This is a genomic window from Arthrobacter sp. PAMC25564 (assembly GCF_004798705.1).
Classification (GTDB): domain Bacteria; phylum Actinomycetota; class Actinomycetes; order Actinomycetales; family Micrococcaceae; genus Arthrobacter.
This window is the reverse complement of sequence record NZ_CP039290.1, coordinates 2,006,905-2,030,212: the sequence shown is the minus strand read 5'-3', so window position 1 is coordinate 2,030,212 and position 23,308 is coordinate 2,006,905. Positions and strand designations below refer to the sequence as shown.

Genomic DNA, 23,308 nt, shown 5'->3' with positions numbered 1-23,308 from the left:
GGAAATGGCAAAGACGCCGCCAACTGAACGTCAGCTTGAGGTCTTGCAATGGATTGCCGACGGATGTCCGGATGGGGTGATGACGGACCCGCAGTTCAAAGTCAGCGCCTATGCGTTGGATAGTCGCAACCTTGTGCGGGTGAAGCGCCGAAAGAACCCGTGGATCGCGGAAATCACCGACGCGGGCCAGCAGGTGCTTGCCAATAGCGGTGCTGCCGCGCTGAGCGCCGCCGGGCGCGCCATATGGACCGCGAGCCCCATCCAGACCGAGGCTGAGATGCCAGGTGGATCAACCACCATGGGCCCGCCTGTGCCTGTACCGCCGAGGGCGCCGACCGTACCAGCCAAGAGCGCAACGCAAAAGATGATGGACCGCCTGCTGGTGGAACCAGTTATCGAATTCACGCGTGCGGAAGCCGGACGATACAAGCAACTCGCCACGGTCGCCAGGCGGAAGAAACTGTTTCCAGACGACATGGAGCTGGTCGTCTCCACCAGCTGGAGCGAGCCATGCACGGTTCGGCTGAAGCGGCGTCCGGAATGGCAACTGGTGGCTCTTGACCCAGTAGAAGTGCCGGCAGCCAATCGGACGCCGCACGATGTCGTTGCCAAGCTGAAGGAGCAGCGAACAGATCGCCTCGGCATGGACGCGCCCCGGTGGAACTGGACGCTGCGTGTTGTCCAAGGACTGGTTGCGGAAGCTGAAGGACGAGGCTACGGAGTGGCAGCACCACCCGAGCCCAAGCCGGACTACTATGGCCACCTCAGCCGCGAACAGCGAACGATCGGTCATCTTATAGTCAGCATCGGTGAAGATGAGGTCCATTTACATTTCAGTCAGGCCATGGAGCTGGTGCCTCACCTACTTACGGCGTCCGAACTTCGCCGGCAAGAAAAGGGCTACTCGGTTCCGACCGAGAACCTCGTCAAAACTGACTTCGTCACTATCCGGCTAACTGGCCTGGAGCCAGCGTTCTGGCAATCCGAGTGGACCGAAACCGACACGACTCGCGCCGATTCGCTCTTGCCACGAATTATTCAGGAGATCGAACTCCGCGCCGCCCGCTCGGTCGGGAGGCGGCTCGAAAAGCAGCGCCATGACGATGAAAAGCGCCGCCAGTGGGAACGGGTCCGCGACCAGGCGATCGGGCGGCTCAATGAGGATCACCGCGCCAAAGTACTTCTTGACCAAGCCGAGCGTTTCCAACGGGTCCAACTGCTGGGCGAGTACATCGCCGCAGTGAGGATCCATATTGAATCAATGAACCTAGCGGATGCTGCCGCCGCCACCGACTGGCTGCAATGGGCGGAAGCCCATGCAAAGGCTAGCAACCCGCTACTCGGCGTTATCTGCATGCCGGATGATCCGAAGCCAGACGCCGACGCGATCAAGCCGTATATGAATGGCTGGAGCCCCTACGGACCGGACCGAGGCATCTGGGGCTGACGCCGCCGGGCAGCGGTCGCATTTGAAATGCGACCGTCCCGAAGTCCTCCAGATCCTCAATATTGTTGCTGACCAGTTGCAGCACGGCGCGAGACGTATGGCGGTCTGTGTTCAGTTCAATACAACGCGTCCGCCGCTCGTCGTTTGGTCGTCTTTTAATCCGTTGCGCGCCGTGGGGTTCCGTTGCGTTCGATGAGTCATAGGTGCCCAAATCCGCTAGATTCCGGGGATTTTGCGTGGTGGTTGGGGCATTATCGTTGGCTTCCGTGGAGGATGCAATACTCCGTATGCTCTAGATCAATGGGTTCCGGGTTCGAGTCCCGGGGGGTGCACCACAGCGGAAGAACCCCGCCCTTACCCGCCTGACGGCCGGTAAGGGCGGGGTTTTGTGTTGTTGACCCGTCCATCGGCTGTGCCGGCCGGCAGCCGATCCCACATCCGCACAGTTACAAGGTCCGATGGTGTTCGATCAGCCAGCGGGCCATTTGCTGGGCGCGTCTCGAAGCCAGGACGTCGCCTTCCGTGGCCGAGATGATGGACCCCTTCATCAGGATGTGCCAGGATCGTGCGAATTCCCCGGGGCGGTCCAGCCCGGCTTCCTCGGCCAGGGCCTGGATATGGCCCCTGATCCTGCTGAGGTATCCGATGCTCGCCTTCCCCAGGGGGTGTTCCGGTCCCATCTCCAGGAGGACGTTGATGAACGCGCACGCCTCGAAGTCGTCGCGCTGGAACCAGTCCCCGAACACGTCGAAAATGGCGAGCAGCCGTTCCTCGGCCGTGTGGCCGCGGCGTCTGGCCTCGGCGACGATGAGGTCCACGGTCCACACCTGGTCGCGGAGGGCGAGGAAGGCAAGCACCAGTGCGTCCTTGGACGGAAAGTGCCGGTAAAACGTTGCTTTGGAGACCCCTGAACTGTCGATCAGCTCGTTAATCCCGACGTCACGGATGCCGCGGCGGGAAAACAGCTCGTAGGCGGTGGCGAGAATACGGTCCACCGGATCGTCGCGGCCGGCCATGGCAGTGGCCGGCAGCAATGTGGGACCGTCGGCATCGTTGGCAGTCATCGTGGAAGAAATTTTACACGGGACTTCCCGAACAGACTTGTCTGCCTTCGGTTGAAGTTGCCTTCTGCCCCACGCCCACGCCGCGGCCGCCGGTCCGCCGACGCAGCGGCCGTGAATCATGATGAGCGCTGTTCAGTCCGTCTGATGCGCCGCGAAGATGCCGTCCAATGTGTGGATGACGCCGTCGAGCGTGGCGGATTCCTGTGTGTCGTTGGCCAACCGGACAATTGCCGCCGCCGCGTGGGCGATCTTGATGTTGTGGTGCTGGCTGTAGGCAGAAAGCCGTTCAAAGGCGGCGTTGGAGCCAATGTGAAGGATTCCCATCAGGATGCCCTTGGCCTGTTCGATGAGGCCTCGCGTACCGATAGCTCCGGCTATTGCTTCGCGGGCGGTCCGGTCCGTCTCCAGCTGAAGAGTCTTTGTGAGATCGAGGACAAATCCGTCGATGAAAAGCGGCCTCCCGGAATCGTCCGGTACCGCCTCCCCCGCGGTCAGGACCCGGCGTTCCCGGCGCCGTGCGTCGATAAGACGGTGGTAGCTGGCAAAAAAGCCTGCCCCGCGGCATACTTCAAAATTTTCCCTGCACCGGTCCCTGTCTTCGGGATGCTTGTGTGACATCAGGAGGTCAACCGTGGGGACGACCTCTCCCCGGCGATAGCCGTGGATGAGGTAGATCTCCTCGGACCATTGCAGCTCCCCGGTCACCAGGTCATAGTGAAAGGTCCCCGCGAGGCATTCCTCGGCCAGCAGTGCGCTGGAGTAGGCCTGAAGTGCTTTCAAGGTGGTCACCGACACGCCTGCACTCCAGGCTCTGTCGGCGGCCGAACGCCCTCTTCGGGCCCGGCCCGGGCCGCTCGGGCGACGTCCGTGAAGTTTTCCGCCGGTCCTTGGTGGCCGGCAGACAACGATTCCTCCCATCGGACGGTCGGGGAGAAGGCCGGTTTCAGCACGCGCTGGGCTCAGCCGGAGCCGTTCGTGATCCCAGGGTTTGCCGCCAGCGCAGGATCATCTGGTGATTCCGGGTAATGGCACGTTCGCGGAGGAAACGGGCGGCGGACCGGATGCGGATGTGTGGCGGCCGGACAAGGGCTCCGGTGATGCCTGAGCGGCGCGGTCTGTTCTCAGCGCCGGTACCCGAGCGGATCCGGGCTGGCAGGGCGCGGGGCAAGGTGTTACCTTGCGGTTCCGTTATTTCAGTAACAAGTCCCATGCCGGCATACTCGCGCACGGCGGCGATGCCGGCCACGGCTGCGGGCTTGTCGGCGAAGGGCTTGGAGAGGGCCATGACTGTCCCGTCCGGGGCAGTCAGCCGAAATCGGTAGGAAGTGTCGGTGTCGGGGAACAGTTCGAACATGCCTGTCATAGAACCCTCCTGGAAGCGGGACCATTGTGTTTCCGGTGACACCGTTGTCACCGGAAACAGCCTGAATCCATCGGTAGGATGCCAGCCACTTGCAGAGTGCGGGGCCGAATTGATGAATTCATGAAAGTCTGAACCATGACCCCGGTCTGCGCAAGGGGTCCCGGCACGCCTGCCGCCGCCGCCGACGACACGAAAGCGGTCCGGCGCTACGATATAGGTGCAAGCAGGCCCACGAAGAAGACCGCAAGACAGACTTTTCTGTCTTGCGTGTGCTAGTTTCCTCCAACCGGGTTCGGCGAGCACTCCGGTCTGTGAGCGATTGGACGTGAAGGAGAAGGCCCCATGGCGGATGATCTTCCCGCAGGTCTTGTCCTGAGCGATGTGAAGGCCGAACTTTTTAAATCCATCGGCCACCCTGCACGGATCCAGCTTCTGGAAATGCTTGCCGACGGGCCGGTTGCGGTGAGCCGGCTGCGCGACAACACAGGTCTGGAGCCTTCCAACCTGTCCCAGCATCTGGGCGTGCTGCGCCGGCAGCGCCTGATCGTCCCGACACGACGCGACGGCCGGCTGTTTTACGAACTGGCCTGCCCCGAGGTGAACATCCTGCTCGGAGCCGCCCGCTCCCTGCTGGGAACCCTCCTCCACACCACCCGGGTGTCCCTCGCCCTGGACGAAGCCCGGGAAAAGGCAATCCGCTGATATCACTCCGGTGTCAGGGTTCCCGACGGACCGGCCCCTCACGGAAGTGGAAATGGATCGGCAGCGCCAGTTGGATGGGTTCGGTGCCGATCGGCTCGTCGAGCAGCTCGTTGATCGAGATCTGTCCCTCGAGTTCCGCGGGATGGTCAGTGCCCATGCAATGACGATAGGCGCCAGCCGCGCCGGTCGCCCCGAATGACACGGCGGCCGCGGCCAGCCAGTGCAGAAGGGCCCTCCGCCCGGGGCCGGTGGCATGTATTCTCTGTTCCACGACCCGTTACAGAAAGAGCGCCCATGACTGTCCCGCCCAACGCTTCGACGCCTGGACCTGGCTGGTACCCGGATCCGGCGGGTTCCGGCCGGCTCCGGTGGTGGGACGGCACCGCGTGGACCGTTCATTTCAGCGCTCCCCCGTACCCGGGTCCGCCGGTTACCAGGCCACATCTCAGGGAGAATACCCCGGTCTACAACCCGTTCATCTGGCTGATTGTGGCCCTGTCCCTGGTCCCCCTCATCCTCCTGCTGACCTGGAATCCCGTCCTGCGGCTGCGTACCATCGGCGCGGGCCGGGCCCAGACCCTCGACCCGGCGGCGTTGTTCACCCCCCAATATTTTCTGCTGGTCATCAGCGGTTTCGTCGTCTACGGGGTGTCCGCGTTCATGGCCTACCTTGACTGGGAACGGCTGCGCCGGGACGGCGTTGTCCGCCCCTTTCACTGGGCCTGGGTGTTCCTGAGCCGCGAGGTCTATGTGATCGGCCGCTCCGTGATCGTTCACCAGGTGGCGCCGAAGCGCGGACTGGCACCGGTTTGGGCCACGATCGGCGTGACCCTCCTGGCCCTGGTCCTGGCCGGACTCAAGATGTCCGCGCTGCTGGCCACAATCGTGAACCACGCGGCCACCATCTGAACGCCGCGTCGCCCGGCTAGGGCCATCAGGCACGGACCCTTCCGTGCCTGACGGCCCTAACCTTAAGCCTGGCCGGTTCTGACGAGCTTGAAGTGGAACGAAAATACGACGCCGCGGCATCCGATCCCCTGCCGCCGCTGCAGTCATTGCCCGGAGTCGATCACATCGGGCCGCCGGAGCAGCAGGACCTGGACGCCGTCTACTTCGATACAGCGGAACTGGCCCTGGCCGCCCGCCGGATAACGCTGCGCCGGCGGGCGGGCGGCAGCGATGCCGGATGGCACTTGAAACTGCCCCTTGCAGCCGGGAACGCCGCGAAATCCGGGAGCCACCGGGCGGAGATGACGGTTCGGTGCCCGAGCGGCTGCGGCAGCTCGTGCGCGTCCACAGCAGGGACCGCGAACTCGTGCCGGTCGCACGGGTGACGACCCGCCGTACCGTACTGCCCCTTCAAGCCGCCGACGGAACGATCCTGGCCGGGTTCTGTGACGACCGCGTTGATGCCCGCTCCCTCCTGGACCCGCAGGAGGGAGCGGTCCGTATGGCGGGAATGGGAAATCGAGCTGGTCGAAGGCACCGGACGGCTGCTCAAGGCCGCCGACAAGCTGCTCGCCGCCGACAGCCACCGCCCCGCAGAGCTTCCATCCAAACTCGCCCGCGCTCTGGGCCCCCGATATCCCCACGGGCCCGCTCCGGCCCCACGACCGACATGGCGCGGCCCCGCCTCTGACGCGCTGCTGTTCTACCTGCACGAGCAGGTGGAGGCCCTGAAGGCACAGGACCCGGGGGGACGCGAGGATGCCCCGGACGCTGTGCATCAGCTTCGGGTGGCCGCCCGCCGGATGCGGTCCGTGCCGGCCACCTTCGGTAAGCTCCTGGACACCGGGACCGCGAAGCCGCTGCGGACGGAACTTCAATGGCTGGCCGGCACCGTAGGCCAGGCCAGGGACACAGAGGTCATGCGGACCCGGCTGACGGAGATGATCAGCGCCGAACCGCCGGCGTTGCTCCTGGGTCCGGTTGCGCAGCAGATCGAAGAACACCTCGGCGCCATCTACCGCGATGCGCGCGCCGAGGGACTGGCGGCGCTGGAGGATGGCCGCTACTTCCGCCTCCTCGATTCCCTCGATAGCTTCCTCGCGGAGCCACCCTTGACGGCACGGGCGCGGAATGAAGCGCCCCGGACGGTCGGCCGCCTCGTCACGTCCGAACGCCGACGGCTCAAAAAGGCAGTGCATGCCCTGGACACCGGCCCCGTCACGGCACAGACGGATGCCGCGCTCCACGAAGTGCGCAAGAGCGCCAAGCGGTTGCGCTACGCGGCGGAAGCAGCGGAGCCGCTCTTCGGGAGGCAGGCCACCAGGCTTGCCGGCGGCGCCGAGAAGATCCACGAGATTTGGGCGATCATCAGGACAGCATGGTGACGCGCGGGATGTTGCGGACCCTCGCCGCGCAGGCCGCTGACGCCGGGGGCAACGGATTCAGCTACGGACGCCTGCACGCCCTGGAAGAACAACGCGGCCGGGAGGCCCGTGAAGGATTCCTCCGCTTCTGGCAGGACTCCCGGCCAAAGCGCCTTCGTTGGAAATAGCCCTCTCCGGCTCTGCTGCCACTCCGGCTCCGATGCCGGCTCAGCCGCCGGGCTGTGCGGCCAGGACTTCCCGGGAACGTTCCAGGGCCTGCAGGCACACCCGGGCAAGGCGTTCGCGCCCGGCCGTGCGGTACAGGTCGTACGCCCACTGCAATTCCGCAGCAGCGTCCCGGTAGCGGGCCTCATCAAAGAAACGCCTGCCGATCTCGTAACGGACCAGGGCCTCCCTCGCCGGGGAACCGGCCAGGCGGAGGGCCTCCTCATGCAGCAACGCCGCTTCGTGCCAGCGGTACTGACGGTGACAGGCGTGCGCGAGCACGAGCAAGGGCCTGAACCTGTCCCTCGAAGCGGCCAGCAGTGCGTGTCCTTCAGCCACAGCCTGCGGGCCACGGTCCAGCAGGGACAACGCCCAGACCCGTTCCAGGCTCGGGTACTCCCCCAGCCGGGCTTTCATGGCTGCACGGTCGACAACGACATCCCGCAGGGTAGAGGGGTCCGTGCGCCAGATCTCCCCCGCAGGACCCACGGACCTGCCACCATTCCCAAAGACCCCCGTCGTCATCAGTTGCCAACTCAGGGCTATCATCCCCCTAGGATTTCACATCCGCCCACCGGTTCCGTACCGCTGCCCGGGCCGCCCGGCACACGAAGTTCACTTCTTTGCGGTGTGCCGTTTTGTGTGGGTTCGAAGCGGCGTGACCCCGGTCCGCAAGAATTGCGTTCCAATGCCAGGGCGCATCGAGACGGGACCAGCCATGATCGCAGACAGGGAACGCGCCGTCGCCTACGTCGCGGGACGGCTCTACAGCGGCTCCCACAGCCATCTCATCCGGGAACAAGCCTCGGGGAAGCTGCTGATGATGTCAGGGGAAGTCTCCGCTGACCACGTCCACTTCTACGACTTCGAATGCTGCGGCTACGTCTCCGGCCACTCCTTCAACGGACGACTCATCATCTTCCACGCCCGTGACAACGCGACTACGGAACTGATACCGGCGGCTCCGGGCAGGTACACGGGCTATGACCTCGCGTCCCAAAGGTGCTTCGCCGTCATAGTGACAGGAAAGACCGTCAGCGTGACCGGCATGGTCGAGTCGCGGGAAGGCCGCTACTTCCTGTAGTCAGTTGTCGAAGGAGGGCGCCCCGAACTCGAGACGAATCCGTGTCCTGGCCCGATGTTCCACCAGCGTCGGCAGGTAGATCTTTATCCGCCCTGCATCCAACGTGTCATATTCCTCCGAAACAATCCCGGCGACCTGCTCCAGCGGGACATCGGGGAAGCGTGCCGACAGCCGGGCGACAACGCCGCTGACCGTGGGCTCCTTCTCTGGATCGCTCACCATCACAGTTTGAGGGAGGATACGACCGCCGTCAATCGGCCGCGGACCCGGTCCGGATGATCAGCACGGGGCAATGCGCATGGTGCGCCAGGTTGGAGGACACCGACCCCAGCAGCAGGCCGGCGAATCCCCCGCGTCCGCGGGATCCGACGATGACAAGGTCCGCATCCCGTGAGGCTTCCACCAGGGCAGCCGCCGGGTTCCCCTCGACCACCTGTCCGGTGATCTGCACGGCCGGATCGGCCACGCGCTGGAGCTCCTCAGCAAGGACCGCCTGCACATCCTGCTCGAAAGCCGCGTAGTCCCATGCCTGGCCGGCAGCGTCCGCCACATACGGAAGGTGCCACGTCGCCAGGGCGAGCACCTGGCCCTGCCTCAGCCGGGCCTCCTGCACGCCCCAGTCGAGGGCCGCCTGGGACTGGGCCGAGCCGTCCACCCCCACAACAATCCTGAATCCGTTACTGCTGCTCATGCTCTTGCCTTCCGACCGGGCCGATGTGCCAGTTCATGGCACCCAGGACTATCCTCGCACTGCCTGCCCGCGGCCGCGGACCCCCGCAGTGTTGCGTCCTAGGACGCGAGGTTTTTCGCCAGGAATCCCAGGGTCCGCTGCCACGCGTCTTCGGAGGCAACGCCGTCGTAGGTCCAGTCGTTGGTGTCGTTGAAGAAGGCGTGGCCGGTTCCGGGATACACGACGGGGGTGAAGTCGACGCCGGCCTCGTCCATCAGCCGCTCCAGCCAGGGCAGCCGGTCAACGAGGGCCGCGTCCTTTTCACCGTAGAACGCCAGGACCGGGCAGCCGATGTTCCGGAGCTGCTCCAGCGGCAGGTCCGCGTGCCCGTAGAACGGCGCCGCCGCCCGCAGGCGCGGTTCCCTCGTGGCCAGCGAAAAGCTGTAGGTACCGCCGAAGCAGAAGCCCGTGACCGCCACGCGGCCGCCCAGTTCCGGGAGAGCGTGGAGGTGTTCGAAGCAGGCCTGCAGGGATGCCATCGTCCGCTCGGCGAAATCCGGGGCGTGCAGCGGGGCCATCACCTCGCGGAGCTTCGGCTGGGCCTTGCTGCGCTGCTCCGGGTCAAAGAGCGTGGACTGGAGTTCCGTGGCCAGCTCCGGCGTCATCCCCGTTCCGGACAGCAGGTCCGGGGCCAGGACCAGGTAGCCCTCGGCGGCGAAGCGGTCGGCAACTGCCCTCGTATGGTCCACCAGTCCCCACACTTCGTGGATGACGATCAGGCCGCCCCTCGGCTCACCCGCAGGTCCACTCAGGTAGGCGTCGACCGAGGTCCCGTTGTTCGAAATAGTCAGCATGTGTCCCATGCCCCCAGCTTTGCACATGGTCCCGGGAGCCGGGGCGGGACACCCGTTGCGAAGGCTCAGCCCAGGCTGGAGGCCTCGGCGACGAGTCCGGGCTCCGCGGCGGTGACAATGGCCGTGGCCGCCGGGGATGAGATGCGGTTCGCCAGTTCCCTCACGACAGCCTGGAGTTCCTGCCTCAGCAGCTCGGGGTCAATTGACGCGGCCGCAAGCACGGTGCGTTCCATGTCCGCGGCTTCGGCGACGGCCTCGCGGCCCCGATCCGTCAGGGACACCACATGGCTGCGGCGGTCAGAGGTGCTGCGCTCCCGGGAAATATGTCCGTGTGCTTCCAGCCGGGTCAGCGTCTTGCCCATCGTCTGCGCCTGGACCCGGACCAGTTGGGCCAGTTGGGCCTGCGTCATCGGCCCGTTCGCGGCGAGCACTTCCATGGCGATCACCCCCGCATGGGTCAGGCCAATGGCCCCCAGTTTTTCGTTCCAGGAGTGCTCGACCAGGCGTGCTGCCGTGGACAATAGGCGCCCAGTGGGCCAGCGATCCATATCAGGCATATCAACGAGTATAGCGAGCGCCGGATTCGTCGGCCGCGGCACTGCTCATTAGGCTTGGACATTCCCCCACCCTGCGAAGGAGAACGCCTTGACTGAACGACTCATCCCCGGTGACCCCGCACCGGATTTCACCCTTAGGAACGCGGAAGGACAGGACGTCAGCCTGAAGGGATACCGGGGCCGCAGCACCGTGGTGTACTTCTACCCGGCGGCATCCACCCCGGGGTGCACCAAGGAGGCGTGCGATTTCCGTGATTCCCTGGCATTCCTGCAGAAGGCCGGCTACGAGGTGCTCGGAATCTCTCCCGACCCGGTGGACAAACTCTCAAGGTTCGCCACCGCTGAAGGGCTGAACTTCCCGCTGCTCTCGGATGAGGACCACGCCGTGGCCGAGGCGTACGGGGCCTGGGGCGAAAAGAAGAATTACGGCCGCAGCTACCAGGGGCTCATCCGCTCCACGGTCGTGGTCGATCCTGAAGGCAAGGTCGCAGTCGCGCAGTACAACGTTCGCGCCACGGGACATGTTGCCAAGCTGCGCAGGGATCTGAACCTCGGAGTCTGATCCCCGCCGTGCCGTGCCAGTGACCCGGCCCGGCACCCGCCGGACAGAGGTGCCGGACATAGGTACAATGGAGCCTGGCATCCGCCGTCGACGGTCCGAGGACCTGACAGGCGACGGCGCCGCGCGCGAGTGGTGAAATTGGCAGACACGCAGGATTTAGGTTCCTGTGCCTTCGGGCGTGGGGGTTCAAGTCCCCCCTTGCGCACAGAGAGAACCCCGGTCTTCGGACCGGGGTTCTTTTGTCTGGGCGCGTGTTGCCCGGACTTCAGCGGCTTCTCCGGCCGCCAAAAGAAATCCCGCACCGCACCCATCCGTTTTCTCCGGACTCCCGAATACCCATTGAGACACCAACCAAAGGTCGGTGCCCGACAGTTGGAAACAGCCGGAGCGGCAAAATCCGCCGCAGCCAGGATCGGCAAAACATAAGGAGAAACGGAAATGCAGACCATCAAGCGCACGACTTTCGCCGTTGCAGGCATCGCTGCCGCGGCCATGCTCAGCCTCACTGCCTGTGGCGGATCCAGCACCACGGCCTCGTCGGCTCCGGCGTCCACGCCGCCGGCCTCGAGCATGGCGCCGTCACCGTCCACCAGCTCGGCGCCCCCCATGGACCCCGCCGCCAACCTCGTCGGTTCCGGCTGCGCCGCCTATGCCGCCCAGGTCCCCAGCGGTGCCGGTTCCGTCTCCGGAATGGCCCTCGATCCGGTAGCCACCGCGGCGTCGAACAACCCGCTCCTCACCACCCTGACCGCCGCCGTTTCCGGCAAGCTCAACCCCAAGGTCAACCTGGTGGACACCCTCAACGGCAGCGAGTTCACCGTCTTCGCTCCGGTGGATGACGCCTTCAAGAAGATCGACGCCGCCACGATCGAAACGCTGAAGACGGACGATGCCCTGCTCAGCAAGATCCTGACCTACCACGTTGTCCCCGGCCAGATCACCCCGGACCAGATCGTGGGCACCCACAAAACGGTCGAGGGCGGTTCCGTGACCGTCACCGGCACCAAGGACGCCCTCAAGGTTGACGGCGCCAACGTCATCTGCGGCGGCGTGAAGACCGCGAACGCCACTGTCTACCTGGTCGACTCCGTCCTGATGCCCAAGTAAGCAGAACCAAACACTCCTGCTCCGGTTCCATCCGGACTCCCTGGACCGGACAGCTGAAGCGGTGGCCCGCACCCAAGAGGGTGCGGGCCGTCGCTTTTTGGTGCGGGCGTCAACAACAAAGGGCCGGCCCTTTGGTCAATTAGACTGGGGCTGTTCCGCAGCCCGGCGGCCCATCCATTTCCCAGAGGTGATAGTCGAGTGCCCAGCAGTACATCGCGCCGCATCGCAGCCGGTATCGGCGCCCTCCTACTGATGCTGCCACTTGCTTCCTGCACCGGAACCGCGGGGGACGGCCCGGCGTCGTCGGCTGCGTCCGCCAGTCCGTCCGCCGCCCCCACTGCCGTCTTCACCTTCGGCACCGCCTCCCAGCCCCTGGGCCTGGACCCGGCACTGGTGTCCGACACCGAGTCCTACCGGATCACCCGCCAGGTGCTGGAGGGCCTCGTGGGCGTCGACCAGACCACCGGGCAGCCCACTCCGCTGCTCGCCACGGAGTGGAACCAGAGCGAGGAAGGCCGGGCCTACACCTTCAGGCTCCGGGACAAGGTGACCTTCCAGGACGGATCGCCCTTCGACGCCGCGGCGGTCTGCTACAACTTCAACCGCTGGTTCAACTTCCCGGATGCGCTCCGCAAGCAGGCCACCGGGACCAGCTTCAAGAGCGTCTTCAAGGCGCATTCGGACCAGGCCTCCCTCTCCATCTTCAAGGGCTGCACGGCCCTGGCGCCCGACAATGTCAGGATTGACCTGACCCAGCCCTTCACCGGGTTCCTCCAGGCCCTGACCCTCCCGGCCTTCGCCATCTCCTCGCCGCAGGCCCTGAAGGCCGGGAACGCCGATGTCCTGGACCAGAGCCGCGACGGGCAGCCGATGTCCGCCTATGCCCTGCATCCGGTGGGTACCGGCCCGTATGTCTTCGGCTCCTGGGACCAGGGCAGCGTCACACTGGCCAGCAACAAGGACTACTGGGGTGACAAGGGCCAGATCGGGACCATCAACTTCGTCGCCTACGACCAGCCGCAGGCACGGCTGCAGGCCTTGCTCGACGGCAAGATCGACGCCTACGACGCCGTGACGGTGGGAAATTTCGACCAGCTGGTCAAACGGGGCAAGCAGATCATCCAGCGGGACCCCTTCTCCGTCATGTACCTGGGCATGAACCAGGACATCCCCATCCTGCAGAACCTCAAGGTCCGCCAGGCGATCGAAATGGCCCTGGACAAGGACACCCTGATCCGCCGGTTCTTCATCGACAACACGGCCCAGGCCTCCCAGTTCGTCCCGCCCAAGCTGAGCGGCTTCAACAACACCGCACCGTCCCTGGGATACAACCCGGACAAGGCCAAGCAGTTGCTGGCCGAAGCCGGCTACAAGGGCGAGGAACTGAAGTTCTACTACCCGCTCAACGTCACCCGGCCCTACCTGCCGACCCCGGAAAAGGTCTACGCGGAGATCAGCAGGCAGCTGACCGCCGTCGGCCTGAACATCAAGCCGGTGCCCGTCGACTGGTCCGACGGCTACCTGCAGAAGGTCACCTCCCCCGGCGACCATGCCCTCCACCTGCTCGGCTGGAACGGTTCCTACTCCGATCCGGACAACTTCGTGGGGCCGCTCTTCGGTGAGAAGACCGGCGAGTTCGGCTACCAGGATCCCCAGGTCTTCTCCAAGATCGCCCGGGCCCGCGGCCTGCCGGACGGCAAGGAGCGGACCGAGCAGTACCAGACCATCAATACGCAGATCGCGGCCTCCGTGCCGGCCGTCCCGATTGCGTTCCCGATCTCGGCGCTGGCGCTCTCCGACCGCGTGCTGAAGTACCCGGCGTCGCCGGTCCTAAATGAAGTTTTCACAAAGGTCGAGCTGAAACCTTGACGGAAGGGCCCAATTTCAGTTAGTAGGCTGGGCAGGGATATTCTGTGACAGCCAGAGCCGCTGCTAAACGGAGACTGATCGTGACTTTCATTTCCAAGACCCAACATGCCGACGTCGTCCTGATTGGCGGCGGCATCATGAGCGCCACCTTGGGCGCATTCATCAAGCAGCTTGAACCGAACTGGACCATTTCCTTGTTTGAGCGCCTGGATGAACCGGGCCTGGAGAGCTCCGGGCCCTGGAACAACGCGGGCACCGGACACGCCGCACTGTGTGAGCTTAATTACTCCCCCGCAGCCAAAGACGGCTCGGTGGACCCCGCCAAGGCATTGAACATCAACGAACAGTTCCAGCTGTCCCGGCAGTTCTGGTCCCACCTCATCACGAACTCGCTGATCGGCTCACCCAAGGGCTTCATCAACACCGTTCCGCACATGAGCTTCGTGATCGGCGACGCCAACACCAAGTTCCTGCGCACCCGCTACGAGGCGCTCAAGCCGAATCCGCTGTTCCGCTCGATGGAATACTCCGAGGACCACGCCCAGATCGCCAAGTGGGCCCCGCTGATCGTCAAGGGCCGCGACCCGAAGCAGCACATCGCGGCAACGCGCGCCGCAGAAGGAACCGACGTGGACTTCGGTGCCCTGACCCGGGAGTTGACCACCTACCTCGGCAACAACGGCGCGGAAATCAACTACGGCCATGACGTCACCGGCATCAGCAAGGCCTCCGACGGCGGCTGGGACCTCTCGATCAAGCACCCGAAGTCCGGCGAACACGGCTCGATCCACGCGAAGTTCGTCTTCGTCGGCGCCGGCGGCGGCGCCCTGCACCTGCTGCAGGCCTCCGGCATCCCGGAAAGCAAGGGCTACGGCGGCTTCCCCGTCTCCGGCCAGTTTTTCCGCTGCACCGACGAAACGCTCGCCGGCCAGCATAGCGCCAAGGTCTACGGGCAGGCATCCGTCGGGGCCCCGCCCATGTCCGTGCCGCATCTTGACACGCGCTTCGTCAACGGCAAGCGTTCCCTGCTCTTCGGCCCCTACGCCGGCTTCTCCACCAACTTCCTCAAGCACGGCTCCTACCTGGACCTGCCGCTGTCCATCCGGCCCTCCAACATCCTCCCGATGCTGGCCGTAGGCCGGGACAACATGGACCTCACCGCCTACCTGATCAAGGAAGTCGCCAAGCGCCACGGCGCCAAGGTCGAGGCCCTTCGCGAGTACTACCCCGAAGCCAAGGACGGCGACTGGGAACTCATCACCGCCGGCCAGCGGGTCCAGATCATCAAGAAGGACCCGAAGAAGGGCGGCGTGCTGCAGTTCGGCACCGAGGTCATCGCCGGACGCGACGGCTCCATCGGCGCCCTGCTCGGTGCCTCCCCGGGCGCTTCCACCGCTGTGCCGATCATGATCGAGCTGCTCCAGAAGTCCTTCCCCAGGAACTTCAAGGGCTGGCAGTCCAAGCTCAAGGAGATGATGCCCGGCTACGGCATCAAGCTCAACGAGAACCCTGAACTCGCCGCGCAACTGGAAGCCCAGACGGCGAAAACCCTGCAGCTCGAACAGGTCGGCGCACAGATCTGACCCCCGGCGTGGGTTGCGGCAGCTGTGACAAGTCACCCCTTTGAACCACCCGTGAAGCACGTCCCCTCAACCCACCAGGAGACCATGAGATGTTCCGGCTCGCAAAGCTGTCGCTGGCAAACCGGGCACTGATCGCGCTGATCACCGTTTTCGCGTCCGTCTTCGGCGTGATCACGATGTCTTCGCTGAAGCAGGAGCTCATCCCGTCCATCGAGTTCCCGCAGATCACCGTCATCACCTCGATGACCGGCGCCTCGCCGGAGGTCGTGGACAAACAGATCAGCGCACCGCTGGAAACGGCGCTCAACGGCGTCGAGGGGCTCGAGTCGACGTCGTCCACCTCGCGCAACGGCGTCTCGCAGATCACCATGGCCTTCACCTACGGCACCAACCTGGACCGGGCCCGGAACCAGATCGACCGCGCCATCTCCAACGCCAAGCAGGCGCTGCCCAAGGACGTCCAGCCGCAGGCGATCGCCGGCAGCATCAGCGACTTCCCGATCGTTTACCTGGCCGTCTCCTCGGACAAACCACTCAGTGAACTCAACGCCGACCTCGCCCGGCTCAGTGTGCCGCGCCTGCAAAAGATCGACGGCGTGCGGGGCGCCGACGTGACCGGCGGCGCCACCCAGCACATCCAGATCCTGCCCCGTCCCGCGGCGATGGCAGCGTCCGGTGCGAGCATCCAGTCCATCAGCAACGCACTGAAGAACAACGGCACGCTCATCCCGGCCGGCACCATCCAGGAACAGGGCAAGACGCTCTCGCTGCAGATCGGCAGCCCGGTGGATTCCCTGGACGCGGTCAAGGCCCTCCCGCTGGGCGGCGCGAGGGATGGCGCGACGATCGGAAGCGTGGCCGACGTCAGCATCGCCGAGGACGCCCGCACCTCGATCACCAGGACCAACGGCAAGGAAACCCTGGCCCTGTCCGTCACCAAGAAGCCCGAGGGCGACACGGTGGCGATCTCGCATGCGGTCAAGGACTCCATCCCGCAACTGGAGGCCGAGCTCGGCGCGAACGCCAAGTTCACGCCGGTGTTCGACCAGGCACCGTTCATCGAGAAGTCCATCAGGGATCTGACCACCGAGGGCCTCCTGGGCCTCGGCTTCGCCGTCGCCGTGATCCTGGTCTTCCTGATGTCCGTGCGCTCCACCCTGGTCACGGCCGTGTCCATTCCGCTGTCCCTGCTGATCACCTTCATCGGCCTCTCGGCGACCGGCTATTCGCTGAACATCCTGACCCTGGGCGCGCTCACTATCGCGATCGGCCGCGTCGTGGATGATTCGATCGTCGTCATCGAAAACATCAAGCGCCACCTCAGCTACGGCGAAGCCAAGATCACCGCGATCCTGACCTCCATCCGGGAAGTGGCCGGTGCCATCACCGCCTCCACCCTGACCACCGTGGCCGTCTTCCTGCCGATCGCCTTCGTGGGCGGCCTCGCCGGAGAGCTGTTCCGGCCCTTCGCACTCACGGTCACCATCGCCCTGGTCTCCTCGCTGCTGGTCTCACTGACGATCGTGCCTGTCCTGGCTTACTGGTTCCTGCGGAACCCCGCAGATTCCGGTGTCACGGAAGCGTCCGCACGGGAGATCGCGGCCAAAGCCCACGAGGCCGAGCAGCGCAGCCTCCTGCACCGCGGCTACCTGCCCGTGCTGACCAAGTCCCAGCGGCATCCGGTCATCACCCTGGTCGCCGCCGTCCTGGTGCTCGGCGGAACGGCCGCGATGTCCCCGCTGCTCGCCACCGACCTGCTTGGCAGCTCCGGGGAAAACAGCATGACCGTCAAGCAGGAACTGCCCGCGGGCACGAGCCTCGCCGACGCCAACGCGGCGGCGGTCAAAGTCGAAGACGTGCTGCGGAAGATCGACGGCGTCAAGGACGTCCAGGCCACCACCGGCAACGCCCAGTCGGGCTTCTCCGCGCTCCTCTCCACCGGCGCCTCGAATTCCAGCTTCACCGTCGTCACCGATGCGAAGGCCAAGCAGGCCAAACTCCAGGACACGGTCCGCAGCGCCCTGGCCGGGCTCAGCGACGCCGGCAAGATCACCGTCGGCTCCCAGCAGGGCGGTTTCGGCACATCCTCCACCGTGGACATCACGCTCAAGGCGGCGACGACGGCCGACCTCAGGACCGCCAGCGACGCCATGGTCAAGGCCATGGACGGCGTCCCCGGCAGCAGCGAGGTCGCCACCAACCTGGCCGCGAGCCAGGCCGTCGTCCAGGTCAAGGTGGACCGGGCCAAGGCTGTCGCCGCCGGCCTGAACGAGGAGCAGGTCGCCGGCGTCCTGGCCGCGACCGTCAGCCCGATTCCGGCCGGGACGGTGCGCATAGGCACCAACGACTTCCCGGTCCGGATCGGTGAGGGCACCCGCTTCACCAGTATCGGCGCCGTCCGGGACATCCCGCTGCCGACGGCGGCCGGTGCCGTTCCGCTGGGCAGTATCGCTTCCGTGGAGCAGGTGGATGTTCCGGTCTCGATCACCGCCAGCAACGGCCAGCGGACCGCACGGGTTTCCATCACGCCGTCGGGCTCCAACCTCGGAGCGGTCAGCACCGAAGTGCAGAACCGGCTCCAGACTGTCCAGCTCCCTCCCGGTGTCACAGCCACGATCGGCGGCGCCACCACCCAGCAGGCCGATTCCTTCGCCCAGCTGGGCCTGGCACTCCTCGCGGCCATCGCGATCGTCTACGTCATTATGGTGGCCGCGTTCAAGTCCCTGGTGCAGCCGCTGATCCTGCTCGTGTCCGTCCCCTTCGCCGCGACCGGCGCCATCGCCCTGCTTGTGGTGACCGGGGTGCCGCTGGGGCTGCCCTCGCTGATCGGCATGCTGATGCTGGTGGGCATCGTGGTGACCAACGCGATCGTGCTGATCGACCTGATCAACCAGTACCGCCAGCCGCGGGACGGCGAGCCGGGGATGAGCGTGGCCGATGCGATCATCCACGGAGCCCGGCAGCGGCTCCGGCCGATCCTGATGACCGCACTGGCCACGGTGTTCGCCCTGACGCCCATGGCCCTGGGCCTGACGGGCGGGGGCGGGTTCATCTCGCAGCCGCTGGCCATCGTGGTGATCGGCGGCCTGATCTCCTCTACCGCGCTGACGCTGGTCCTGGTTCCGGTGCTGTACCGTCTGGTGGAAGGACGGCGCGAGCGGAACGCCCTGCGGAAGGCCCTCCGCCGCAGCGCCCGCCACGCCGCCCCCGCGCCCGCGCCAAGCAGTGACGATACCGACGACGCCGAGGACGCCGAGGAAGAGCCCGCGCTCCGGCACTGACGCGTCATTCCGGTCCCCCGCCCTCCCCGCCCTCCCAACTGACTCGCATTTGTTGTCGTTTTGGGCGGTCAAAACGACAACTACTGCCAGTCAGTCGGGCTGCGGGCGCGCCAGCCTGTGGATAACCCCACGCGGCGCGCCTGGATTTGCCACGATGGGGCGATGAAGACCCCTCAACCATTGCCGGAGCCGCTGGCTTACGCTCCCTTTACGTTCCGGGAAGCGCTCGACGCCGGCGCCAGCCACCGCAGGCTGCGTCGCCCCGGGCTTCCGGCGCCCAGCCGCGGCATCCGGATTCCAGGGGATCTGGCCGAGCCGGGGTTCGCGGCGCTGGTCCGTCCGGTCAGCCGCATCACGGAGTTCTCGGCAGCGTCCCATGCCACCGCCTTTCGGCTCTGGTCCTTGCCCGGCTTCCTCCCGGGAGCGGACTCCCCCGGCTTCCATATCTCACGGCCGGACACGGTGGCCATACCGCGGCGGACCGGCGTCGTGGGCCACGTCGGCCAGTTCTTCCCCGACGAGATCACGAATCTGGACGGCGTCCTGCTCACGACCCGCGCCCGCACGTGGCTGGACGTCTCACGCAGGATGAGCATCGACGAGCTCACCGTCGTGGCCGACCACCTGATCCGCCGTCCGCGTCCCGAACTGGAGGGCCGTCGCGAGGGATACGCCAGTATCGACGAACTCGCCGAGATGCTGGACAGGGAAGGCCTGCCGGAGCCCTGGCTGAACCCGCGCACGGAACTGCGTGCCGGCGTCGTGCGTCAACCCGATCTTGCGTACCCCGAATACCGCGTGGCCGTCGAATGCGAAGGCGAGGGCCACTCCGAGGCCGGCCAGATCATCCGCGACATTTCCCGCGAGGAGGATTTCAGCCGCGCCGGCTGGACACTGGTCCGGCTGTCCAAGCGGCACATGGCCAACGAAGCCCGTTCCGCCGTCGCGAAGGTCCGCGCCGCACTCCTGGACCGCGGCTGGGCCCCGAGGGGCTGAATTCCCGCGCTGACGCCGGCCCGACTGGATCGCAGTTGTTGTCGTTTTGGGGGCTCAAAACGACAACAACTGCGGGTCAGTTGGGAGGAAGACCGGGGAAGGACTCACTGTGGCGGACGTTATACCGATCAATAGATGCATATGCATGTAAATGGCCTATACTGGAACCAGAAGCGAAGCACATCGGAGAACGGAAGGCACATCATGCAGATCGGCGTATTCAGCGTCAGTGACATCACCACTGATCCCACCACCGGCCACACACCCTCGGAAAACGAGCGGATCAAGGCGTCCGTGGCCATTGCCAGGAAGGTCGAAGAAATCGGCATGGATGTCTACGCCATCGGCGAGCACCACAACCGGCCGTTCTTCTCCTCCTCCCCCACCACCACGCTGGCCTACATCGCCGCCCAGACAGAACGCATCATCCTGTCCACGGCGACCACGCTGATCACCACCAATGACCCGGTGAAGATCGCCGAGGACTTCGCCATGCTCCAGCACCTGGCCGACGGCCGCGTCGACCTGGTCCTGGGACGCGGCAACACGGCACCGGTCTACCCCTGGTTCGGCAAGAACATCCAGGACGGGATCGAGCTCGCCATCGAGAACTACAGCCTGCTGCGCCGGCTGTGGGACGAGGACACGGTCAACTGGTCCGGCAAGTTCCGCACTCCGCTGCAGAACTTCACCTCCACGCCCCGCCCGCTCGACGGCGTCGCTCCCTTCGTGTGGCACGGGTCCATCCGCACCCCGCAGATCGCGGAAGTGGCCGCCTACTACGGCGATGGCTTCTTCGCGAACAACATCTTCTGGCCCAAGGAGCACTACCAGCAGCTGATCAGCCTCTACCGCGAACGCTACGAGCACTACGGCCACGGCAAGGCCGACCAGGCGATCGTGGGCCTTGGCGGTCAGTTCTTCATGCGGAAGAACTCCCAGGACGCCGTCAAGGAGTTCCGCCCGTACTTCGATAACGCGCCGGTCTACGGCCACGGCCCTTCGCTGGAGGACTTCACCTCGCAGACCCCGCTCACAGTCGGCAGCCCGCAGGAAGTCATCGAGAAGACCCTCGCGTTCCGTGAATACTTCGGCGACTACCAGCGCCAACTGTTCCTGATCGACCACGCCGGACTGCCGCTGAAAACCGTACTGGAACAGCTGGACCTGTTCGGCGAAGAAGTGCTCCCGGTGCTGCGCAAGGAATACGCCGCGCTTAAGCCGGCCCACGTTCCGGAACCGCCCACCCACGCCGGCCGCGTGGCCGCTTCACTGGCCGCCGGCGCCGCAGCGTCCCAGCCGGGTGAAACCGCCCGCCAGGACGCCTGATGTCCGCCAGGACGGTTGAATCGCCTGTCCGCCTGGCCGCGGAGACCTGGGAGTCCCTGTTCCGCGCCCAGGTGGCGGTGATGCGCAAGCTGCAGGCCGGCCCCGCCTTCAAGGCCCTCGGGCTCAACGAGTACGATGTGCTCTTCACCCTCTCCCGATGCCCCTCCGGCTGGCTCCGCCTGAACGAGCTCAATGACCACGTGCTGTTGAGCCAGTCGAGCCTCAGCCGGCTCGTGGAACGCCTCGAGAAACGCGGACTCGTGCAACGTCTGCCCGCCCCGGACGACGGCCGCGGGATCCGCATCCGGCTCACCGAGGCCGGCGCGGAGCTGCAGAAGCAGATCGGCCGGGAACATGTCCGGGACATCGTCGCGCTCGTCTCCCCGGCCCTCACGGCCGCCGAACAGCAGGAGCTCTTGCGGCTGACCGAGAAGCTGCGGACCTCCGTCGCCTCCCGCTGACCAGCCCTGACAATGCAGTCCCAGGCGGGGCGCCCCTTTCAGGGGCGTCCCGCCTGCGGCATGCTGGCGGGCTACCGGATGGCGACGAGCTTCGCCGGATCTTCTTCGGGCAGCCCGCCGTTGACGACGGCGGTGACCCTGAGTTCGCTCAGCGACAGGCTGCCGCCCACGGTGGACAGGAACGCGGTATCCGAGGAGTCGCGCCCGGAAGTGATCCGCAGCATGCTTTCGCGCGGCGCGAGTCCGGTGGGGTCGATGACGTGCCAGGCCCCGCTGATGTGGGCCTCGGCCACGGCATGGAAGTCCATCGGGCTCAGGCCCGGCGCATACACGGCGGCCAGCCGGGCCGGCACGTTCCTGGACCGCAGCAGTGAAATGGCGAGGTGGGCGAAGTCCCGGCACACCCCGCGCCGGTGCAGCAGGGTCTCCACGGCGCCGTCGGTCCCTCTGGAGGATCCGCTGACGTAGCGGAGTTCCCTGAAGACCCAGTTGCGCACGGCGTGAAGGAGTTCCTCGCCCTGGAGTCCGCCGAATTCCGCGTAGGCCGTCGGCAGGAGCCTGTCGGACTCGGCGTAACGGCTGGGCCGGACGTAGCGGATGAGTTCCATCAGGCCGGGTTCCTCCGGCAGCGCCAGGCCTCCCACGGTGGCGGTGTAATCCACGACCACGTCAGTGGGCTCTTCAAATTCCATGTAGTGGAAGCGCCCGCCATGGTGGTCGCCCAGCTCCGTCAGGGGGATGTCTTCACCACCCGCCGTGACTGACAAGGACTCCTCGAACGAGCTGTACCCGGCATTCCGGGCCACGGCCACGGCCATGGCCACCTTGGTCCAGGCCACGGTCTTGAAGGACAGCCGGGCGGCCACAGTGCGTTCCATGAATCTCCGGGGTGTGAGTTGAGGGCAGGGGAACCAGCCGCCGTCGCCGGTCAGGGGGTGTGAGCGCGGAGCGGGACTAGTTTTTGATCTTCAGAGACATTAGCATCCGTTGGAGGTTGGCGAATTCGGAGCCCTCGTTGACGTATTTGGCCGCCTGGTCCAGCGTGTCGAAGGCCTTCGCCGGGGCAACCTTCTGGTCCGGGGCGAGCGGCACCAGCGCCGTCAGGTCCCCGAAGGAATAGTCGCCCTTGCCCGCCGGGCCGCGGACCAGGTTCTGCAGCGCGCAGGACTTTCCGCCGGCGCCGCCGACAATGTTGGTGATGCCGTAGGAGCCGAAGTACTTGTAGCCCTGGATCACCCGGAACACGACATGGGGATCGATGGTGCCCTCGCCGCCGGCGTGCGGCAGCTCCACCGGAACGCTGCTGACCACGACGTAAGGTCTGGCGGCTTCATCCGGGCAGGCCGGGACGGGTTGCGGCTGGAGCCCGGTCTGCAGGGTCGCCAGGTACCCGCCCTTGGCATCTTTGACCTCGATTCTGAGCGCCCCGGGCATCGTTCCCGGATCCGGCGCCACGGACTGGACAATCCATTCCTGCGGCAGCTCGAAACTGACGTTCTTCGAGGGGTCGGTAAACACCTTCCACGCCGACGCCGTCGAGCCCGGAGCCTCCGGGCCGCCCCCGGAGGCGGTGGCGGCCGGGGTCGAACCCGGCGCGGCGCCCGCGGAAGCGGCCTCCGGCGTCGTGGTTCCGGCCGGGCCGCTGCCGGCAGTCCATGCCGGCGTTCCCTTGCCGTCGCTGCTGCAGCCGGAGAGTGCGGCCGCGGCGAGCGCGAGCCCAGCGGCGATCCGGATTCCGCGGGATAGTGCCGTCCCAGTCATACCGCCAGCCTAGCCGCCGTGCTGACGGACGCCGTGAAGCGCACGGCTCCCGGATCAGTGTTTCATCCTCCACAAGCGCAA

The 23,308-nt window shown here is 65.8% G+C and carries 26 protein-coding genes and 1 tRNA gene; 15 read left to right on the top strand and 12 right to left on the bottom strand.

Annotated elements, in window-relative coordinates; translation table 11 throughout:
- Positions 1 to 4: 4 nt before the first annotated feature.
- Complete coding sequence (locus E5206_RS09280; protein WP_136322234.1) at positions 5 to 1,447, top strand: hypothetical protein; 1,443 nt, start codon at positions 5 to 7, stop codon at positions 1,445 to 1,447.
- 446 nt (positions 1,448 to 1,893) lie between these two features.
- Here the strand turns inward: E5206_RS09280 and E5206_RS09275 are convergent, their stop codons facing one another.
- The 3 genes from E5206_RS09275 to E5206_RS09265 all read right to left on the bottom strand — a co-directional run bounded on the left by E5206_RS09275 (position 1,894) and on the right by E5206_RS09265 (position 3,865).
- A complete protein-coding gene (locus tag E5206_RS09275) occupies positions 1,894 to 2,511 on the bottom strand; it encodes a TetR/AcrR family transcriptional regulator (RefSeq protein ID WP_240690080.1) in 618 nt (205 codons plus the stop codon).
- Positions 2,512 to 2,643: 132 nt separating this feature from the next.
- On the bottom strand, positions 2,644 to 3,300 hold the full coding sequence (locus tag E5206_RS09270) for a PAS and ANTAR domain-containing protein (RefSeq protein ID WP_136322233.1): 657 nt from the start codon (positions 3,298 to 3,300) through the stop codon (positions 2,644 to 2,646).
- A gap of 154 nt (positions 3,301 to 3,454) precedes the next feature.
- The gene (locus tag E5206_RS09265; RefSeq protein WP_346763472.1) at positions 3,455 to 3,865 is read right to left on the bottom strand and encodes a YegP family protein; all 411 of its coding nucleotides are present in this window, start codon (positions 3,863 to 3,865) and stop codon (positions 3,455 to 3,457) included.
- Positions 3,866 to 4,216: 351 nt separating this feature from the next.
- Here E5206_RS09265 and E5206_RS09260 point away from each other — a divergent pair, with 351 nt between their 5' ends.
- The gene (locus E5206_RS09260) at positions 4,217 to 4,576 is read left to right on the top strand and encodes a metalloregulator ArsR/SmtB family transcription factor (protein ID WP_136322231.1); all 360 of its coding nucleotides are present in this window, start codon (positions 4,217 to 4,219) and stop codon (positions 4,574 to 4,576) included.
- Positions 4,577 to 4,589: 13 nt separating this feature from the next.
- Here the strand turns inward: E5206_RS09260 and E5206_RS19240 are convergent, their stop codons facing one another.
- Positions 4,590 to 4,733 (bottom strand): hypothetical protein, encoded by a 144-nt coding sequence (locus tag E5206_RS19240; RefSeq protein ID WP_168709296.1) that lies wholly within the window; start codon positions 4,731 to 4,733, stop codon positions 4,590 to 4,592.
- Positions 4,734 to 4,870: 137 nt separating this feature from the next.
- Here E5206_RS19240 and E5206_RS09255 point away from each other — a divergent pair, with 137 nt between their 5' ends.
- Positions 4,871 to 5,485: a DUF2510 domain-containing protein gene (locus E5206_RS09255; RefSeq protein ID WP_168709295.1), complete on the top strand. Its 615-nt coding sequence runs from the start codon at positions 4,871 to 4,873 to the stop codon at positions 5,483 to 5,485.
- 143 nt (positions 5,486 to 5,628) lie between these two features.
- Here the strand turns inward: E5206_RS09255 and E5206_RS19560 are convergent, their stop codons facing one another.
- Complete coding sequence (locus tag E5206_RS19560; protein ID WP_240690078.1) at positions 5,629 to 5,769, bottom strand: hypothetical protein; 141 nt, start codon at positions 5,767 to 5,769, stop codon at positions 5,629 to 5,631.
- A 216-nt stretch (positions 5,770 to 5,985) separates the two neighbouring features.
- On the opposite strand from E5206_RS19560, the gene E5206_RS09245 reads away from it, so the two are divergent.
- Entirely contained in the window at positions 5,986 to 6,909 is a 924-nt protein-coding gene (locus E5206_RS09245) for a CHAD domain-containing protein (protein WP_136322229.1), read from the top strand.
- A gap of 8 nt (positions 6,910 to 6,917) precedes the next feature.
- The gene (locus E5206_RS19235) at positions 6,918 to 7,076 is read left to right on the top strand and encodes a hypothetical protein (RefSeq protein ID WP_168709293.1); all 159 of its coding nucleotides are present in this window, start codon (positions 6,918 to 6,920) and stop codon (positions 7,074 to 7,076) included.
- Positions 7,077 to 7,116: 40 nt separating this feature from the next.
- Here E5206_RS19235 and E5206_RS09240 read toward each other — a convergent pair whose 3' ends face one another.
- The gene (locus E5206_RS09240; RefSeq protein WP_240690076.1) at positions 7,117 to 7,530 is read right to left on the bottom strand and encodes a hypothetical protein; all 414 of its coding nucleotides are present in this window, start codon (positions 7,528 to 7,530) and stop codon (positions 7,117 to 7,119) included.
- A 301-nt stretch (positions 7,531 to 7,831) separates the two neighbouring features.
- Between E5206_RS09240 and E5206_RS09235 the strand changes: the two genes are divergently transcribed.
- The gene (locus E5206_RS09235; RefSeq protein WP_136322228.1) at positions 7,832 to 8,197 is read left to right on the top strand and encodes a hypothetical protein; all 366 of its coding nucleotides are present in this window, start codon (positions 7,832 to 7,834) and stop codon (positions 8,195 to 8,197) included.
- Here E5206_RS09235 and E5206_RS09230 read toward each other — a convergent pair whose 3' ends face one another.
- The 4 genes from E5206_RS09230 to E5206_RS09215 all read right to left on the bottom strand — a co-directional run bounded on the left by E5206_RS09230 (position 8,198) and on the right by E5206_RS09215 (position 10,269).
- Positions 8,198 to 8,419 (bottom strand): hypothetical protein, encoded by a 222-nt coding sequence (locus tag E5206_RS09230; protein ID WP_240690074.1) that lies wholly within the window; start codon positions 8,417 to 8,419, stop codon positions 8,198 to 8,200.
- Between the two features lie 28 nt (positions 8,420 to 8,447).
- Positions 8,448 to 8,888, bottom strand: coding sequence for a universal stress protein (locus E5206_RS09225; RefSeq protein WP_136322226.1), 441 nt, complete (start codon positions 8,886 to 8,888; stop codon positions 8,448 to 8,450).
- 98 nt (positions 8,889 to 8,986) lie between these two features.
- Positions 8,987 to 9,730, bottom strand: coding sequence for a dienelactone hydrolase family protein (locus E5206_RS09220; RefSeq protein ID WP_136322225.1), 744 nt, complete (start codon positions 9,728 to 9,730; stop codon positions 8,987 to 8,989).
- Between the two features lie 56 nt (positions 9,731 to 9,786).
- Positions 9,787 to 10,269: a MarR family transcriptional regulator gene (locus tag E5206_RS09215; protein WP_136324052.1), complete on the bottom strand. Its 483-nt coding sequence runs from the start codon at positions 10,267 to 10,269 to the stop codon at positions 9,787 to 9,789.
- Positions 10,270 to 10,366: 97 nt separating this feature from the next.
- Between E5206_RS09215 and bcp the strand changes: the two genes are divergently transcribed.
- The 9 genes from bcp to E5206_RS09170 all read left to right on the top strand — a co-directional run bounded on the left by bcp (position 10,367) and on the right by E5206_RS09170 (position 21,466).
- Positions 10,367 to 10,840 (top strand): thioredoxin-dependent thiol peroxidase, encoded by a 474-nt coding sequence (gene bcp, locus E5206_RS09210; RefSeq protein WP_136322224.1) that lies wholly within the window; start codon positions 10,367 to 10,369, stop codon positions 10,838 to 10,840.
- Between the two features lie 123 nt (positions 10,841 to 10,963).
- Positions 10,964 to 11,045 (top strand) — tRNA-Leu (locus E5206_RS09205).
- Between the two features lie 233 nt (positions 11,046 to 11,278).
- On the top strand, positions 11,279 to 11,947 hold the full coding sequence (locus E5206_RS09200) for a fasciclin domain-containing protein (RefSeq protein WP_136322223.1): 669 nt from the start codon (positions 11,279 to 11,281) through the stop codon (positions 11,945 to 11,947).
- A gap of 252 nt (positions 11,948 to 12,199) precedes the next feature.
- A complete protein-coding gene (locus E5206_RS09195) occupies positions 12,200 to 13,816 on the top strand; it encodes an ABC transporter substrate-binding protein (RefSeq protein ID WP_136324051.1) in 1,617 nt (538 codons plus the stop codon).
- Between the two features lie 80 nt (positions 13,817 to 13,896).
- Positions 13,897 to 15,399 carry a malate:quinone oxidoreductase gene (locus E5206_RS09190; protein ID WP_136322222.1) on the top strand — a complete coding sequence of 501 codons (1,503 nt, stop codon included), beginning with the start codon at positions 13,897 to 13,899 and terminating at the stop codon, positions 15,397 to 15,399.
- An 89-nt stretch (positions 15,400 to 15,488) separates the two neighbouring features.
- Positions 15,489 to 18,680 (top strand): efflux RND transporter permease subunit, encoded by a 3,192-nt coding sequence (locus E5206_RS09185; RefSeq protein WP_240690072.1) that lies wholly within the window; start codon positions 15,489 to 15,491, stop codon positions 18,678 to 18,680.
- A gap of 162 nt (positions 18,681 to 18,842) precedes the next feature.
- Positions 18,843 to 19,676: a hypothetical protein gene (locus E5206_RS09180; RefSeq protein WP_136322221.1), complete on the top strand. Its 834-nt coding sequence runs from the start codon at positions 18,843 to 18,845 to the stop codon at positions 19,674 to 19,676.
- 204 nt (positions 19,677 to 19,880) lie between these two features.
- A complete protein-coding gene (locus tag E5206_RS09175; RefSeq protein WP_136322220.1) occupies positions 19,881 to 21,005 on the top strand; it encodes an LLM class flavin-dependent oxidoreductase in 1,125 nt (374 codons plus the stop codon).
- Complete coding sequence (locus E5206_RS09170; protein ID WP_136322219.1) at positions 21,005 to 21,466, top strand: MarR family transcriptional regulator; 462 nt, start codon at positions 21,005 to 21,007, stop codon at positions 21,464 to 21,466. The genes E5206_RS09175 and E5206_RS09170 overlap by 1 nt, the downstream gene beginning before the upstream one ends.
- Positions 21,467 to 21,537: 71 nt before the next feature.
- Here E5206_RS09170 and E5206_RS09165 read toward each other — a convergent pair whose 3' ends face one another.
- Both E5206_RS09165 and E5206_RS09160 read right to left on the bottom strand, forming a co-directional pair.
- Positions 21,538 to 22,344: a transglutaminase family protein gene (locus E5206_RS09165; RefSeq protein WP_136322218.1), complete on the bottom strand. Its 807-nt coding sequence runs from the start codon at positions 22,342 to 22,344 to the stop codon at positions 21,538 to 21,540.
- A 76-nt stretch (positions 22,345 to 22,420) separates the two neighbouring features.
- Positions 22,421 to 23,227: a hypothetical protein gene (locus E5206_RS09160; protein WP_136322217.1), complete on the bottom strand. Its 807-nt coding sequence runs from the start codon at positions 23,225 to 23,227 to the stop codon at positions 22,421 to 22,423.
- Positions 23,228 to 23,308: the final 81 nt, after the last annotated feature.